General features: G+C 41.5%; 15 protein-coding genes. 12 read left to right on the top strand and 3 right to left on the bottom strand.

Annotated elements, in window-relative coordinates; all coding sequences use genetic code 11:
- Positions 1-124: 124 nt before the first annotated feature.
- Positions 125-325: a cold-shock protein CspD gene (gene cspD / locus BFI01S_RS18410; RefSeq protein ID WP_009791749.1), complete on the bottom strand. Its 201-nt coding sequence runs from the start codon at positions 323-325 to the stop codon at positions 125-127.
- A 318-nt stretch (positions 326-643) separates the two neighbouring features.
- On the opposite strand from cspD, the gene BFI01S_RS18405 reads away from it, so the two are divergent.
- The 4 genes from BFI01S_RS18405 (at position 644) to mntR (ending at position 6,966) form a co-directional block, all read left to right on the top strand.
- A complete protein-coding gene (locus BFI01S_RS18405) occupies positions 644-934 on the top strand; it encodes a hypothetical protein (protein ID WP_048009432.1) in 291 nt (96 codons plus the stop codon).
- Between the two features lie 139 nt (positions 935-1,073).
- A complete protein-coding gene (gene pulA, locus BFI01S_RS18400) occupies positions 1,074-3,995 on the top strand; it encodes a type I pullulanase (protein WP_302675432.1) in 2,922 nt (973 codons plus the stop codon).
- A 169-nt stretch (positions 3,996-4,164) separates the two neighbouring features.
- The gene (locus BFI01S_RS18395; RefSeq protein WP_061793905.1) at positions 4,165-6,327 is read left to right on the top strand and encodes a DNA topoisomerase III; all 2,163 of its coding nucleotides are present in this window, start codon (positions 4,165-4,167) and stop codon (positions 6,325-6,327) included.
- A 213-nt stretch (positions 6,328-6,540) separates the two neighbouring features.
- Positions 6,541-6,966 carry a transcriptional regulator MntR gene (gene mntR, locus BFI01S_RS18390; RefSeq protein ID WP_048009428.1) on the top strand — a complete coding sequence of 142 codons (426 nt, stop codon included), beginning with the start codon at positions 6,541-6,543 and terminating at the stop codon, positions 6,964-6,966.
- 43 nt (positions 6,967-7,009) lie between these two features.
- On the opposite strand, the gene BFI01S_RS18385 is transcribed toward mntR, so the two are convergent.
- Complete coding sequence (locus BFI01S_RS18385) at positions 7,010-7,228, bottom strand: DUF3892 domain-containing protein (protein WP_061793904.1); 219 nt, start codon at positions 7,226-7,228, stop codon at positions 7,010-7,012.
- 144 nt (positions 7,229-7,372) lie between these two features.
- Between BFI01S_RS18385 and BFI01S_RS18380 the strand changes: the two genes are divergently transcribed.
- Positions 7,373-8,065 (top strand): class I SAM-dependent methyltransferase, encoded by a 693-nt coding sequence (locus tag BFI01S_RS18380; RefSeq protein WP_061793903.1) that lies wholly within the window; start codon positions 7,373-7,375, stop codon positions 8,063-8,065.
- A 7-nt stretch (positions 8,066-8,072) separates the two neighbouring features.
- Positions 8,073-8,765, top strand: coding sequence for an AIM24 family protein (locus tag BFI01S_RS18375; RefSeq protein WP_061793902.1), 693 nt, complete (start codon positions 8,073-8,075; stop codon positions 8,763-8,765).
- Between the two features lie 149 nt (positions 8,766-8,914).
- On the opposite strand, the gene metA is transcribed toward BFI01S_RS18375, so the two are convergent.
- Positions 8,915-9,823: a homoserine O-acetyltransferase MetA gene (metA, locus tag BFI01S_RS18370; RefSeq protein WP_061793901.1), complete on the bottom strand. Its 909-nt coding sequence runs from the start codon at positions 9,821-9,823 to the stop codon at positions 8,915-8,917.
- Positions 9,824-10,002: 179 nt separating this feature from the next.
- Here metA and BFI01S_RS18365 point away from each other — a divergent pair, with 179 nt between their 5' ends.
- The 6 genes from BFI01S_RS18365 (at position 10,003) to BFI01S_RS18340 (ending at position 15,164) form a co-directional block, all read left to right on the top strand.
- The gene (locus tag BFI01S_RS18365; protein ID WP_061793900.1) at positions 10,003-11,691 is read left to right on the top strand and encodes a formate--tetrahydrofolate ligase; all 1,689 of its coding nucleotides are present in this window, start codon (positions 10,003-10,005) and stop codon (positions 11,689-11,691) included.
- 11 nt (positions 11,692-11,702) lie between these two features.
- Positions 11,703-12,233: a hypothetical protein gene (locus BFI01S_RS18360; RefSeq protein WP_061793899.1), complete on the top strand. Its 531-nt coding sequence runs from the start codon at positions 11,703-11,705 to the stop codon at positions 12,231-12,233.
- A 227-nt stretch (positions 12,234-12,460) separates the two neighbouring features.
- Entirely contained in the window at positions 12,461-12,766 is a 306-nt protein-coding gene (locus tag BFI01S_RS24125; protein WP_061793898.1) for a hypothetical protein, read from the top strand.
- Positions 12,763-13,353: a hypothetical protein gene (locus tag BFI01S_RS18350; RefSeq protein WP_061793897.1), complete on the top strand. Its 591-nt coding sequence runs from the start codon at positions 12,763-12,765 to the stop codon at positions 13,351-13,353. The genes BFI01S_RS24125 and BFI01S_RS18350 overlap by 4 nt, the downstream gene beginning before the upstream one ends.
- 10 nt (positions 13,354-13,363) lie before the next feature.
- Positions 13,364-14,218, top strand: a complete 855-nt coding sequence (locus BFI01S_RS18345; RefSeq protein ID WP_061793896.1) for an amidohydrolase family protein — start codon at positions 13,364-13,366, stop codon at positions 14,216-14,218.
- A gap of 97 nt (positions 14,219-14,315) precedes the next feature.
- A complete protein-coding gene (locus tag BFI01S_RS18340; protein WP_061793895.1) occupies positions 14,316-15,164 on the top strand; it encodes a DegV family protein in 849 nt (282 codons plus the stop codon).
- Positions 15,165-15,264: the final 100 nt, after the last annotated feature.

Raw genomic sequence — 15,264 nt, 5'->3', positions numbered from 1 at the left:
CCCTGCTATCCAATTGATTCTTCTGAGTTTTAAAGTGGGGGTCTTACTGCCCGTTAGACTGCGATAAATTCAGGACAAAAATAAAAGGCTGGCAGATACCAGCCTTTTTATCGTTATATTTGAATTATAGTTTTACAACGTTTGCAGCTTGAGGTCCGCGGTTTCCTTCAACGATTTCAAAAGAAACTTCCTGGCCTTCTTCTAAAGATTTGAAACCGTCACCTTGGATAGCTGTGAAGTGTACGAATACATCGTCTCCGCCTTCAACTTCGATAAAACCGAAACCTTTTTCATTGTTGAACCATTTTACTTTACCGTTTTGCATGTTTAATTTTCCTCCTAAGCCTTTCAAGACACAACAGGTGCCTTAGATGAATATTACCACCTAACAAAACATAAAGCAGATATTTTTAGCTAATAACGGAAATATATTCTGTTAAATGATGATTATAATATACACGAATGGGCACTTTCAGTCAAGGAATTGAACACCTTTTTTACAAAAAACATTAAAATATTTTAAATATTTTTACTTTTGTGCGCTGGGGAGGAAAATACAAAATTTCTGCTGTGATCTGATAACATAAATTATCGTTTTTCTCATATGAATTATTAATTATCTTGTTGGTAAAGGGTGAGGAAAATGTACAGGTTTTCGATTGAGGATCAGGATTGGATTTTGAGGTTTTCACCCAACATCCAAATTGAAGCGGAAGAGAAGCAGGCCATTATAAGCTCCATTCTGCAGGTTGGCAAGGATCTCCCGCAATATTCGCATGGAGAGTCTTTTATCATTATGAATGACCAATTAGGCATTATCGTTTTTAGTGTCGAGAAAATACCATCTATGATATTGACCGTCTCAAACATTGTTACAGAAGATAAATGGTACATTCAAAAGAACCTTACGATAAAGCGCTATCATAAAGAATGATCGGCAAATGCCGATTTTTTTGTGAACAGGTTTAATAGGTAAAAAATCACAGAGTCTTCCGCCTTATACAAACGCTTTCTCATTTGGATTAATATATAATTGCAGGAATCTTTAAACAATTTATAAAGGAGGGCTTAGGTTGAAAGGGTTTAAACAGTTTATTTTTCTGGCCGCAGCTATCATATTGGCGGCATCAAATTTTTTATCCCCATTTATGCAAACGATTGCATCGGCCGAAAATACAACACAAGGAGTCGGTCAGACTACAGCAGTCACCATCCATTATCAGCCTGAAGAGGGCGAAATGAAGGATTGGAATTTGTGGGTATGGCCTAAGGATGGCGAGGGTCAGGCTTTTGAATTCACTGGTGAAGACGAATTCGGACTCACTGCAGAGATTGTACTCCCGGGAATCCATGATGAAGTGGGTTTTATTGTCCGCACTGACAGCTGGGAGAAAGATGGAGGGGACCGATTCATCAATGTAAAGAGCGGCAATGATGAGGTATGGGTGAAAGCAGGAGATGAACATACATATACATCACCGCCTGATGGCGAGTACAGAGACTTTCCTGCATTTGAACGGGTGAAGGTAAAACTCCACTACTTTCGATATGACGGAAATTATGAAGGCTGGAATTTATGGACATGGCCAGAAGGCAAGGACGGGAAAAGAGTTAATTTTACAGCAGAAGATGATTTTGGGAAAGTTGCTGAATTTGAGCTTGAAAATACGGAAGGTATGAAAAAGGCCGGATTTATAGTCAGGAAGAGCATGGAAGGTAATGATTGGGCCGGTAAGGAATTTGGTGATCGCTTTATTACAAAGTTCGATGAAAATGGGAATGCAGAAATATGGATTGTTCAGGGAACAGAAAGAATTTATTACAATCCAGCTTATATCGAAAAAGATCCAAAAATAGTGAATGCTTCTATGGATACTTTTAATCAGATTACGCTTGAAACCAATTTTCCTTTCCAGTGGAGGGATTGGAAATCCATAATTAATATTGACAATGCCGATATTAAAGAAGTTGTCCCTTATGACGGGGACGAGCAACACGATTTTACAAATAAAGTAAGAGTGATAACAGAAGATAAACTGGATTTCAGGCAATCATATAAAATCTCTGCAGTTTCATTTGGAGAGGCAGAGGTGAAGATTGGGGATATTATCAGATCAAAGGAATTTGATGATGCTTTCTATTATGATGGGAAGCTTGGAAATCAGTATACGAAAAATCACACCTCCTTCAGGCTTTGGGCTCCTACTGCAAGTGAAGCATCCTTAGTGCTTTATGACAGCTGGGAAGATCAGTCCGCTGAAGAGCTTCCTCTTAAAAGAGGCGAAAAAGGAACCTGGACAACTGTTCTAAAAGGTAATCAAAATGGTTTGATTTACAATTATAAAGTCAAAATTGGAGGGGAATGGACAGAAGCGACTGATCCCTATGTCCGGGCTGTAACAGTAAATGGAGACAGGGGCGTTGTGATGGACCTGGATTCAACCGACCCTAAAAAATGGAATACACAGAAGCCGAAATTAAAAAATCCAGAGGACTCCATCATTTATGAAGTTCATGTACGTGACCTTTCAATTCATGAGGACAGCGGCATTAAGCATAAGGGAAAGTTCCTTGGGGCTGCTGAGAAAAGCACTTTAAATTCTAAAGGAGAAAAAACAGGTTTAAATCATATAAAAGATCTTGGAGTCACACATGTTCAGTTCCTTCCGATTTATGACTACCGCACAGTTGATGAAACAAAACTGAACGAGCCGCAATATAATTGGGGCTATGATCCTAAAAACTATAATGTGCCGGAAGGATCGTATTCTACTGATCCTTATGATCCGGCGGCAAGAATTACAGAATTGAAGACAATGATTCAGGCATACCATGATGAGCAGCTGCGGGTTGTAATGGATGTTGTCTATAATCATGTGTTTGCAGTAAATGAATCCAGTTTCCACAAGCTTGTTCCAGGCTACTATTTCCGCTATTACGAAGATGGAACACTTGCCAATGGCACAGGCGTCGGCAATGATACAGCTTCAGAAAGAAAAATGGTACAAAAATTTATTGTCGACTCTGTTGCCTATTGGGCTGAGGAATATAATCTTGATGGATTCCGCTTCGATCTGATGGGCATTCATGACACTGAAACAATGAATAAAGTAAGGAAGGCATTGGATACTATTGATCCTACTATCATTATCATTGGTGAGGGCTGGGATTTAAACACTCCACTGGCAGCTGAAAAGAAGGCCAATCAGAAAAATGCCGAAGATATGCCTGGCATTGGCCATTTCAATGATGGCATCCGGGATGGATTAAAAGGCAGTGTGTTTAATGAACTGGATAAGGGTTTTGTAAATGGCAAACAAGGCATGGAAAGCTTTGTACAGCAAGGAATTGCAGCTGGATTGGATTATCCGGATGCAATGGCCACTTACAAAGATCCTGAACAGGCGGTTACGTATGCTGAGGCACATGATAACCACACTCTTTGGGATAAGCTTGAACTGACCAATCCAGATGCAGCGGAAGAATCCAAAAAGAAAATGCATAAATTGGCTTCTACCATCATACTGACATCCCAAGGAGTCAGCTTTGTTCATGCTGGCCAGGAATTCATGCGGACAAAGTATGGGGATCACAACAGCTATAAATCCCCTGACAGTATAAATCAGTTAGATTGGGACCGCCGAACTGAATTCAGCGGGGAAGTAGACTATTTTAAAGGCCTGATTAAGCTCAGAAAGCATTATAAATCCTTTAGAATGACAACAGCTGAGGATATTCAATCAAAGCTTCATTTCATTGATGCCCCGGATAATACGGTGGCCTACAGACTGGATGCAAAAGGCCTGAAAGATAGGGCGAAAGAGATCGTTGTAATCCATAATGCGAATACAGAACCAGCTAAAATATCACTTCCGGGCAAGGGCCCTTGGCATTTGCTTGCAGACGGAAAACAAGCTGGGATTAGAACTCTAAAGATATTTAAGTCAAAAACAATTGAAGTACCCGCACAAACTAGCTTTATACTAAAAAGATAAGTAACGGAGGAGAATCCTGTCAGGGGTTCTTCTTTTTATTTACTTAGCGGAACACGATTGTTTTAAAAATTTCATAACTATAAAGGTATTTTAACTCCTTTTGCTAAATTTTTAGGTTAATATTAAAATAGATGTCTATATTTTGTATTACAACAAAGGGAGCTAAAGTATGAAACTGATAATCGCGGAAAAGCCCGATCAGGGTATGACGCTGGCTTCTATTTTTAAAATGAAGAAACACCAGGGATATATTGAGATCATTCCAAATGATATATTCCCCCAGGGGGCTCATGTTACCTGGGCTATAGGCCACCTATGCCAGCTGTCTGCCCCTGAAAAATACAAAAAGGACTGGAAAAAATGGTCATTGGACACATTGCCGATCATTCCGGAGCAATTTCAATATGAAGTGACAAAGGATAAAGCAAAGCAATTTAATATAATCAAACAGCTTGCTTCTAATCCTGATTTAACAGAAATTATCCATGCGGGCGATGCAGGGAGAGAAGGAGAGCTTATCATCCGGAACATTCTAAGGCTTACCGGATCAAGAGTGCCTATGAAAAGGCTCTGGATCTCTTCTTTGACTCCAAAGGCCATAAAGGAAGGGTTCCTTGCCCTGCTGGATGAAAGTGACACAAGGAATTTATATTATGAAGCCTATACGAGAGCATGTGCCGACTGGGTCGTTGGGATGAATGCTTCGCGTTTATACAGTCTTCTTCTGCAGCAGAAAGGTTTCTCGGATGTTTTTTCAGTAGGAAGGGTTCAGACCCCAACTCTTGCTTTAATTGTAAAGAGAGAACAGGAAATTCAGAATTTTGTTTCCGAACCTTTCTGGGAGGTAAATGCACAGTTTAAAGTGGACGGGAAAAAATATACCGGCAAGTGGGAAAAAGATGGTGAGACCAGAATTAAAACCAAAGAGCTTGCCGAAAAAATTGCGGAATTTTGCAGAGATAAAGAGGCACAGGTAGAAGATGTGCAAGCTGAAAAAAAAGAATTCTTGCCGCCGATGCTTTATAATCTTTCGGCATTGCAGGCGGAAGCCAACCGCAGGTTCAAGTTCCCGCCTAAAAAAACACTTGATGTACTGCAGAAGCTTTATCAAAAAGGAATCGTATCATATCCCCGTTCAGACTCCAGGCATGTAACAGAAGGAGAAGCGGAAATGTTTCCGGAAATCCTCAGAAAAATGGAAGCAAAAGAGGAGTATAAGGAATTCTTCCCTCTGCCTATAAGCTCCATATTGCATAATAAACGGTTTGTGAATGACAAAAAGGTGACAGATCACTATGCCATCATACCGACGGAACAGGTGCCGGACCTGGGAAGATTATCTTTGGATGAAAAAATTCTCTATGATCTGATCGTAAGGAGCTTAATAGCTGCCCATTATGGAAAAGCTGTATCAGAATATACAACTATAAAAACCCTGGTTGACGGAAGGGCATTGTTCCTATCCAAGGGAAAAGTACAGCTTGAAGAGGGCTGGAGAAAAGTGATTCCGCAGCAGGAGAAGGAAAAGGAACCGATTCTGCCTTTATTGCAGGCTGGCGACCAAGGAACAGTGTTAAAGGCCGATGTAAAAGAAAGCAAAACCCAGCCGCCCAAAAGGTATACCGAAGGCCAGCTGATTACACTCATGAAATCGGCCGGGAAGCAGATCGAGGATAAGGAACTCGAAAAGGTTCTAATGAAAACAGAAGGCCTGGGAACGGAAGCCACAAGAGCGGGAATCATTACCATGCTGAAGGAGCGCAAATACATTGATATAAAGAAGAATCTTGTATATGCAAACTCAAAAGCAAAAATCCTTATAGAAGCGATAGGAACAGAGATACTTGCTTCCCCTGAAATGACTGCCAAGTGGGAACAGCGGCTGAAGGACATTTCAGATGGGCAGGCATCCCCGAAACAATTCATGGAGCAGACCAATAAAATGGTAGGCCATTTGATCTCTGCCTCCATTGAACATTCTGGAAAGTGGGCATTCTCAGAAGAAGACAAAGAGGGATTCATCCCTGGGAAATTCAAACAAAAAAGGTCAGCCAATCTGGGCAAATGCATGCTGTGTGATGGTAAAGTTGTGGATAAAGGAAGCTTTTATGGCTGCTCCAATTATAATAAAACCAAATGCACTTTCACTATTTCCCAAAGCATTATGGGCAAGACAATAACTCAAAAACTGCTCAAACAGCTATTAAAGGATGGAGAAACAGAACTAGTCGAAGGATTTACAAGCAAAGGAAAAGATAAAACATTTTCTGCTAAATTATCCTGGGACCGACAGGAAAACAGAGTTAAATTTCTCTTTCCGCAAAAGGCCTGAATATGCCTGATGCAGTATATTTCCTTGTCTCCATTTTCCAACTGTAGTAAAATCGTTAAAGTCTAATATTTATTTAAGAAAGAAATAAAGTGAACATGCGCTCTGCGCTTTTCTAAAATAGTTGTCTAGCTCCGAGCGCCATCGGCTCGAGGTCCTAGCATGTCGCCGAAAGGCAGGCGCTCTGAGCTTTTCTAATTGGCAGGAGGTTGCGTAATGCCAACACCGAGTATGGAAGATTACATTGAACAAATATATATGTTAATTGAAGATAAAGGATATGCGAGGGTTTCTGATATTGCTGAAGCTCTTTCTGTGCATCCATCTTCTGTGACAAAAATGGTTCAGAAGTTAGATAAAGATGAGTATCTTGTTTATGAAAAATACCGCGGGCTCATATTAACGCCAAAAGGGAAAAAAATCGGCAAGAGGCTTGTATATCGGCATGAACTTTTAGAACAGCTCCTGCGTATTATTGGAGTCAAAGAAGAAAACATTTATGAAGATGTGGAAGGCATCGAACATCACCTGAGCTGGGATGCCATCGACCGGGTTGGCGACCTGGTTCAATTTTTTGAAGAGGATGACAGCCGCATCGGAGTGCTGAGGGAAATTCAGCGTAAAAATGAAGAAGAACAGTAAAAACCTGACTGCTATAAGTCAGGTTTTTTCATGTTTCGCAATATTAATAGAGGCTTGGAAAGTCATCAAAAGATGACGCATCGGAAGGATTCAGCTGCATAGAGCCGTCTTCGTTTTCATCAATATGGATACCCTCAATTACACCGTTCTCAGCCTCCATTAGTGCTTTGCGATAAGAAATAATCCGTCCTCCGGAAGTCTGGAAGGAAATTATTTCACCATTATTGTTGCGGTAGACTGCTGTCAGCTGCTCGCCGTTCATACAAAACTCTCCTTATACATTTTCTATTAATATTGTTGACGTTTTTAACATTTTATAATCAGAGGTATTTTTGAGAATCTTAGCGAATTTAAAATATTGGGAACTTTTTTATTGAACAATCGTATTCATAAACGGAGGGATAAAATGAGTACTTTTAATTGGTCTGCAGAAGCAGAGAAGCTTTGGGATAATAATTCGGAATCATGGAATGCAAAGAGCAGGGCAATGTGGGAGGAAGGAAGCCGAAAGGATATCATCTCCTTCTTCGAAAAGCATGTCAAAAAAGGATCTGCTGTTTGTGATCTTGGTTGCGGAGATGGTTACGGTTCATACAAGCTTGCTTTGGCTGGCTATAGAGTTACTGGGATTGATGTCTCAGAAGAGATGATACATAAAGCTGAAAAATTAAACGCTGAAACTGATGCGGTGTTTAAGAAAGAAGACATTTCTAATCTTTCACTTGAGGAAAATGCGTTTGATTCGATTCTTGCCATTAATTCCTTGGAATGGACTGAAAACCCGCTGAATGTTTTACAGGAAATTCAGCGAATAGTTAAGCCGGGAGGAAGAGCGTGTATAGGGATTCTTGGCCCCACAGCCGCACCCCGGGCTAACAGCTACCGCAGGCTTTATAAGGAAAAAGTTATCTGCAATACCATGATGCCATGGGAATTTGAACAGCTTGCAAATGAAAACGGATGGGTGAAGATTGATGAACTGGGTGTTTATAAAAAAGCATCAGAGCAGCTTTCAAAAGGATCGCTGACTGATGAGTTAAAGCAATCATTATCTTTTATGTGGGTCTTTATGCTTGAAAACAGGGAAATGAAAGGATGAAAAGAGAATGAGCAGATATTCAATTGAAGAGTTTGTAAAACAGACGAAACAGCAGGATAAAGGTGAAGGGCTGTTTGAACTGGAAACAACAAGGATGCTCGAAATTAATTTAACCAGCCAGGTTTGGGCTAAAGCAGGCGGGATGGTTTCCTACCGCGGCCAGATAAAGTTTGAGCGCGAAGGCATTCTCGAGCACGGCTTAGGAAAGATGTTCAAAAAGGCACTTACTGGAGAAGGCACAGCATTAATGAAAGCAACAGGCAACGGAAAGCTGTACCTTGCAGACCAGGGGAAAAAGATTTCAATCCTGAATCTTGAGGGGGATTCCATCTTTGTAAATGGGAATGATCTCCTTGCTTTCGAGCCTTCCATCAGCTGGGATATTAAATTAATGAAAAGGATGGCAGGCATGCTTGCAGGCGGCTTGTTCAATGTCCGTTTAGAAGGGACGGGAATGGTTGCTATTACTTCTCACTATGAGCCCCTGACACTTTTAGTTACTCCTGATAATCCCGTATATACCGATCCAAATGCGACAGTTGCATGGTCAGGGTCACTGCAGCCGGAATTCGTAACAGATATCTCCTTTAAAACGTTTCTTGGAAGAGGGAGCGGGGAGTCGATCCAAATGAAGTTCTCAGGCAGCGGATTTGTAGTGGTTCAGCCATTCGAAGAAGTGTATTATGCCCAGCAATCATAATGAATAACGGAAGCACTTCCGCTTACCAGCCGCTTGAAGATATTTAAATTTTATAAAATGAAAAAGCCGGTTTTGAGAGGCGAAACCCTGCAAAAAACCGGCTGTTCCTGCTTTTAGCTGCATATTAAATTATTCCGCTCACTGCATGATTAATCCCACTCGTAAGGAGTCTCCTGGTATACATAGTAGTTCAGCCAGTTGGAAAACATTAAATGGGCATGTGACCGCCATATATTAAGGGGTCTTCTGCGGGTATCATCATTCGGAAAATAGTGTTTTGGCACTGGAACCTGAAGACCTCTGCTTTTGTCTCTTGTATATTCTTCTGCGAGTGTGCCTGCTTCATATTCCAGATGGCCAGTTACCATGATTTGTCTGCCGCCGTTTGCGCTCATGATGAAAGGACCCGCCTCCTCAGAAGAAGACAGAAGCTTCACTTCCGGGTGATTCAGCAGCTGCTCTTTATAAACATCGGTATTTCGTGAATGCGGAGCATAATAGATATCGTCAAAGCCCCTCAGCAATTTTTCGCTTCTGTCATGAACTTCATGAAGATAAACACCGGAGCATTTCTCAGGCAGCTCATATTTTCCGATCCCAAAGTGATAGAACAACGCTGCCTGTGCTCCCCAGCATATATGCAGAGTGGAGGTAACATTTGTTTTTGTCCACTCCATTATTACAGTTAGCTCCTCCCAATAGTCAACTTCTTTAAAGTCAAGAAGCTCTACAGGAGCACCTGTTATAATCATCCCGTCAAATTTTCTTTTTTGAACCTGCTCAAACGTAGTGTAGAATTGTTCGAGATGCAGGGGACTGGTATTTTTTGATTGATGAGTGGCAGTTTTTAAGAATGAGATGTTAACCTGTAAGGGCGTATTTCCAAGAAGTCTTAAAAGATGGGCTTCCGTTTTTTCTTTCTCAGGCATCAAATTCAGGATGAGGATATTTAATGGGCGGATATCCTGCTGTTTGGCACGGTCCTCATCCATGATAAATATATTTTCTTCCTCTAAGATCTCCCTGGCAGGAAGCAGCTTAGGAATTTTTATTGGCAAGTGATCATCTCCCTGTACAAAATTCAATTAAACTTATTATAAAGACGATTCAAAATTGTATCAATGCTTTACTGTGTGAAAATGCGAAAATATCAAAAGTAATTGATAATATTTCGTTTCAGTGATGGTACAATATAGCTGTAAGTAACTTATACATATTGGATTCCGGGGGGACAAAAATGAATGTGAAACCGATCGTGAAATCAGACATTGAAATTGCTCAGGCATCAGAAATGAAGCCCATTACGGAAATAGCTGAAAAACTAGGGCTCATTGAGGATGATCTGGAGCTATTTGGCAAGTATAAAGCAAAAATATCCGCAGCAGCTTTAAAGAAATTAAGTACGAATGACAGCGGTAAAATAATTCTAGTCACTTCCATTAATCCCACACCAGCGGGCGAAGGGAAGTCCACAGTAACAGTCGGACTTGCCGATGCTTTTAACAGACTTGGCAAAAAGGCTATGGTCGCAATGCGGGAACCTTCCCTGGGGCCGACAATGGGAATTAAAGGCGGTGCAACAGGCGGGGGATATTCACAAGTTCTGCCGATGGAAGACATCAATCTGCATTTTACCGGCGATCTTCACGCAATTACAACAGCCAATAATGCCTTGGCTGCCCTGATTGATAATCACCTCCAGCAGGGAAATCTGTTGAATATCGACCAGAGAAGAATTGTCTGGAAGCGTGCTCTGGATTTGAACGACCGTGCATTGAGAAAAATCGTGATTGGCCTGGGAGGGCCGTTACAAGGTGTCCCAAGGGAGGATGGCTTTGATATTACTGTGGCTTCAGAAATTATGGCCGTTTTATGCCTTGCATCCGATCTGCAGAACCTGAAGGAAAGACTGGGGAAAATGGTTATAGCCTACAATTATGATAAACAGCCCGTAACAGTGAGCGATCTTGGAGTGGAAGGCGCTCTTACTCTCCTGCTTAAAGAAGCAGTCAAACCTAATCTGGTCCAGACTATAGAACATACACCGGCATTGGTTCATGGCGGCCCGTTTGCCAATATCGCTCATGGCTGCAACAGTGTGATTGCAACTTCCGCTGCATCCAAACTCGCTGATTATGTAGTGACAGAAGCGGGTTTTGGCGCAGATCTTGGCGCTGAAAAGTTTCTGAATATTAAAGCCAGAAACGAAGGCATTGACCCTGAAGCAGTGGTTATTGTAGCTACAATCCGTGCTTTAAAAATGCATGGAGGCTTGTCAAAGGCTGAATTGGGCATGGAAGATACTGAAGCACTCACTAGAGGTTTTGCAAACTTAAAAAAGCATGTTGAAACAGTTGAAAGCTTCGGGCTACCGTATGTAGTGGCTATTAACCGGTTTATTTCCGATAGCGAGAATGAAATTGCAACCCTTACAGATCTTTGCAGTGAGGCAGGCATGCCAGTAGCCCTGACAGAGGTTTGGGAAAAAGGCGGCCAGGGCGGAATTGAGCTGGCAGAGAAGCTGCTGGAAATTTTGGACCAAAACGCAGCGAAGTTCAATCATCTGTATGATTTATCACTGCCTCTTGAAGAAAAAATTCTAACAGTGGCTCAGAAGGTTTATGGCGCAGATAATGTTGAATACTCAACCAAAGCCAAAAAGCAGATTAATGACTTTGAAAGCTTTGGCTGGGGTGTCCTGCCGGTTTGTATGGCTAAAACACAATATTCTTTATCTGATGATCCTTCAAAACTGGGAAGGCCATCTGATTTTACCGTTACAATCCGTGAACTGAAGCCATCCATTGGTGCAGGATTCATTGTAGCACTCACCGGTGATGTGATGACTATGCCGGGCTTGCCTAAAGCCCCTTCAGCCATGAACATGGATGTAGATGAAGATGGAAATGCAGTCGGCCTATTTTAAGGGGGATAACCATGTTTGATCCAACGGCCTTTGAAAATATGAAGGTTGTAATGGAAGGCGGATTCTATGACCGGGATCTGAGCGGAGAAATAAGAATAGTTGACCGGAATGATATTATAAACACAGCGAAAATGTGCCGCAGATATGACATTACTTTCACAGATCTTGCTGAAGGCATGGCTGAGATTCTCTGTACCTTTATAATGGAAGCGGGACTTGATAATCTTGCAGCTGAGCTATTGCCTCAAGGGAAATCTAAAATCCTGGCCGGATGCCGGATTTCGGTGAATTTTACAATTAAACATCAGCATGATCACAAAAAATTTCAGGAAATCCGAGAAGTCCTGCGGCTAAGGTGGGGCAGCGGACGGAATATCGAACAGACTGTGAAATACAGCACTGAAAATAGGCAGGGGCTGGCCGAAACCGAAACCATCATTTCTTTTAACCGCCTCGTCCAGGAAGAGCAGATAGATGACCTGAATGAAATGATTGCTTATATGACTGCTTCTATGGATGCTTTGAGAAAAATTCAATTTTAACACAAACTCGCCTTGCCAGTAAAAGCAAGGCGTTTTTTATATAGAATTTTTACGGAAAATTCAAAATTATATTTACAATCCAATGCTCTGATAATACGATTAAGAAGGAATGGAAAAACATTCCGAATACGATCAAAAGGAGGAGAGGCAAATGATTAAGGTAATCATTGCGAAAAAAGATTTGGAGAAGGGTAGACAAGACGTAACCTAGTCAGGAGGACAAAGGAATGATTCAAGGTACAGACAAATTAATCATTGCAGAGTATCATGAGGACTTAGCTGCAGGAATCGCAAAAATGTGGAACTTAAGCAGAGACAGCTGGGGCGGAGATACCAGTGTAATGACTGAAGAGCAAGTGAAAACGAAGGAAGAGAATAACGGCAATATTACTTTATACTTAGCCCTTGATGGTGAAGAGGTTGCAGGCTATTGCGGGCTATCGGAATATAAAGAGGATACGGGATCACTGTATATCCCTCTTTTCCTGAACCGGTTGCCAGGGGATGGTGGAATCCGTGGGCTGGCGGCATGAAAACTGCTCCATCGCAAATGAGTGTGTTTTCGCTATTGAAGGAGAAATCTTCTGCTGAATTTCTCAATGTTAAAGATTCGTATGAAAATGAATGGTCTGTATTGGCCATTCATACGAAAGCAGTCCAGCACTCCACCTGGAAAGGTCTTGAGTATACACAGTATTTCGCGTTATTGCCGGGAGTGCCAATCCTTGCTCATTGGGTAAAAGTGATCAATGCAGGCGGGAAGTATCTGTTAAACGAAAAATGGATCACAGATATATTTTTATCCGGAGGGTCATTAAAGGATCTTACACTTACACTAAGTGACAAAGGTGCTGAATCAGCCTACCAGGCAGGAGTCGAGGAACAATCATTTGTTAATATTGATGGATCCCGTATCAGCAGCTCCCTCTCTCCTGAAAAAATGTATGTAATGAAAAGCAAAGATACTGAATTCCTGGGGGCATATATGAATAAAGAAGCCTTCGAAGTTATTTCCGAAAGGAAGGCGTGCCCGTTGGCCAAACCGGGATTTATCACATTTGATGAAAGAAGCTTCGATGCCCGATTACTTAATAAACTGCATTATCTGGAATTCCGTTAAAGGAGAAATTATGAAAGTAATAGATGCACATATTCATTTTTCTGATATAAAATCATTTCATCATACTGCCGAGGAACTCTCATTTGTAGATTATTCATATGATGGGCACCAGAAGGAGTTTCAAAATGCCAATGTAGTTCTGAGCATCGCAATGGGACTTACAGAAACAGATAATATGGGCTTTCCTGATTATGAAGCAAGAACACCGATGGGGATTGACTTGGAAGTCAAGGTCCCGGCTAATATTGTTTACTGTGCCGGCATCAATCCATATGATCTCAATGAAGAGGCATTAGAAAGGCTCGAAGAAGATCTGCAAAAGCCTGCTGTTGTGGGCATTAAGATTTACCTGGGGTATTATCCTTTCTACGCCTACGATGAAGTATACGAACCTGTGTATGCACTCGCTGAAAAATATGGAGTTCCTGTTGTATTTCATACAGGGGATACTTATTCCGAAAGGGGATTGCTTAAGTATTCTCATCCCCTGGCTATTGACGAGGTTGCAGTTAAGCACCGGAATATCAATTTCATGATGGCTCATTTTGGAGATCCGTGGACGCTTACCGGAGCTGAAATCATATACAAAAATCCGAATGTCTATGCCGATCTTTCAGGCCTTATTGTTGGAACAGAAAAAGAATTGAAGAAACACAGTGAAGGAAGATTTTTGGATCATCTTAGGCATGCTTTAGTGTTTGCAGATTCTTACGAAAAATTGCTTTTTGGAACCGATTGGCCGCTTGCGCCTGTGGGCCCTTATATCGAATTTATAAAAGAGCTCATACCTGAAGAGCATCATGAGAATGTTTTCTATAATACCGCTATAAAGGTTTTTCCTAAAATCAAGCCTTTTCTGCCATAGAACCAGGGGCTGGGAGAGAAATCTTTCAATTCCAGCCCTTCAAATAGTCTTATTTACATACATATACGTATAAATATCTTAAAAGGGGGCGTCTTTAGTGGTTAAAGTTGCATGGGTAACAGACAGCACGGCTTTTTTAAATAATGAGTTAAGAAACCACCCTGACCTGTACCAGATCCCAATGACTATCATTATGGATGGCAGAGAGTATACGGATGGTGTTGATTTATCACCTGAAGAACTTTATGCGAGATTAAAAACTCTGGATACCCCGGCTAAAACTTCCCAGCCATCCATCGGCGCTTTCAGGGATTTATACGAAAATCTGCAGAAGGATTATGACTGTATCATCGCTGTGCTCGTATCGGCAAAGCTTAGCGGTACTGTTTCTTCCAGTGAACAGGCAGCCCAGCTGGTTGACATTCCGGTATACAGCCTGGACTCCAAGATATTATCATATCCTTTAACAAGATTAATCCTTAAGGGGATGGAATTGGCAGAGGCGGGATTGGATAGTAAAGACATTATCAGCGAGCTTAAGACGCTTCGCGATACGGGCGAAACATATGTCCTCATCGGCAGTCTTGAACAGCTTCATCGAAGCGGCAGGATGTCCGGAGTTCAATTTTTCCTGGGAAGCATGCTTAATGTAAAGCCGATTATCTCAGTACATGATGGAGAATTAAGTGTCAGGGAGAAGGCCAGGAGCGAGAGAAAGGCAAAAGATAAGATTGTGAAGCTTCTGAGGAGTGCTCACGAGAGAAACCCGCTGAAAGAAGTATTCATTCTGTACGGTTTGCATCCGGAAGAAGCCGAGCTATGGAAGAAGGAACTTCAGGAAGAATTTACGGGAATTGAATTTGGGTGCTATTCCTTAGGAGCCACTATTGGCGTCCACGCAGGAGGGCATACACTCGGCATCAGCTGGCTGAATGGCCTGGAATAACTTAATATAAGCTCTGGTGCAGGAAATCAATTACTGGTTTTTTGCACTTTTTTTGTCTTCAAATATAAATATAGCTTGACCTTGTCATCGTTTCTTTTTA

The sequence above is a fragment of the Cytobacillus firmus NBRC 15306 genome (genome assembly GCF_001591465.1).
GTDB classification, from domain to species: Bacteria; Bacillota; Bacilli; order Bacillales; family Cytobacillaceae; genus Cytobacillus; species Cytobacillus firmus.
The sequence above is the reverse complement of the archived record's forward strand: the minus strand, read 5'-3'. Positions and strand labels throughout refer to the sequence as shown.

What these genes read in the sequence shown, in the direction of transcription:
- mntR (WP_048009428.1), top strand. Translation starts at nt 6,541, where the DNA reads ATGCCAACACCGAGTATGGAAGATTACATTGAACAAATATATATGTTA.
- BFI01S_RS18365 (WP_061793900.1), top strand. Translation starts at nt 10,003, where the DNA reads ATGAATGTGAAACCGATCGTGAAATCAGACATTGAAATTGCTCAGGCA.
- BFI01S_RS18350 (WP_061793897.1), top strand. Translation starts at nt 12,763, where the DNA reads ATGAAAACTGCTCCATCGCAAATGAGTGTGTTTTCGCTATTGAAGGAG.
- BFI01S_RS18405 (WP_048009432.1), top strand. Translation starts at nt 644, where the DNA reads ATGTACAGGTTTTCGATTGAGGATCAGGATTGGATTTTGAGGTTTTCA.
- BFI01S_RS18395 (WP_061793905.1), top strand. Translation starts at nt 4,165, where the DNA reads ATGAAACTGATAATCGCGGAAAAGCCCGATCAGGGTATGACGCTGGCT.
- BFI01S_RS18375 (WP_061793902.1), top strand. Translation starts at nt 8,073, where the DNA reads ATGAGCAGATATTCAATTGAAGAGTTTGTAAAACAGACGAAACAGCAG.
- BFI01S_RS18345 (WP_061793896.1), top strand. Translation starts at nt 13,364, where the DNA reads ATGAAAGTAATAGATGCACATATTCATTTTTCTGATATAAAATCATTT.
- cspD (WP_009791749.1), bottom strand. Translation starts at nt 325, where the DNA reads ATGCAAAACGGTAAAGTAAAATGGTTCAACAATGAAAAAGGTTTCGGT.
- BFI01S_RS18385 (WP_061793904.1), bottom strand. Translation starts at nt 7,228, where the DNA reads ATGAACGGCGAGCAGCTGACAGCAGTCTACCGCAACAATAATGGTGAA.
- BFI01S_RS24125 (WP_061793898.1), top strand. Translation starts at nt 12,461, where the DNA reads ATGATTCAAGGTACAGACAAATTAATCATTGCAGAGTATCATGAGGAC.
- BFI01S_RS18380 (WP_061793903.1), top strand. Translation starts at nt 7,373, where the DNA reads ATGAGTACTTTTAATTGGTCTGCAGAAGCAGAGAAGCTTTGGGATAAT.
- BFI01S_RS18360 (WP_061793899.1), top strand. Translation starts at nt 11,703, where the DNA reads ATGTTTGATCCAACGGCCTTTGAAAATATGAAGGTTGTAATGGAAGGC.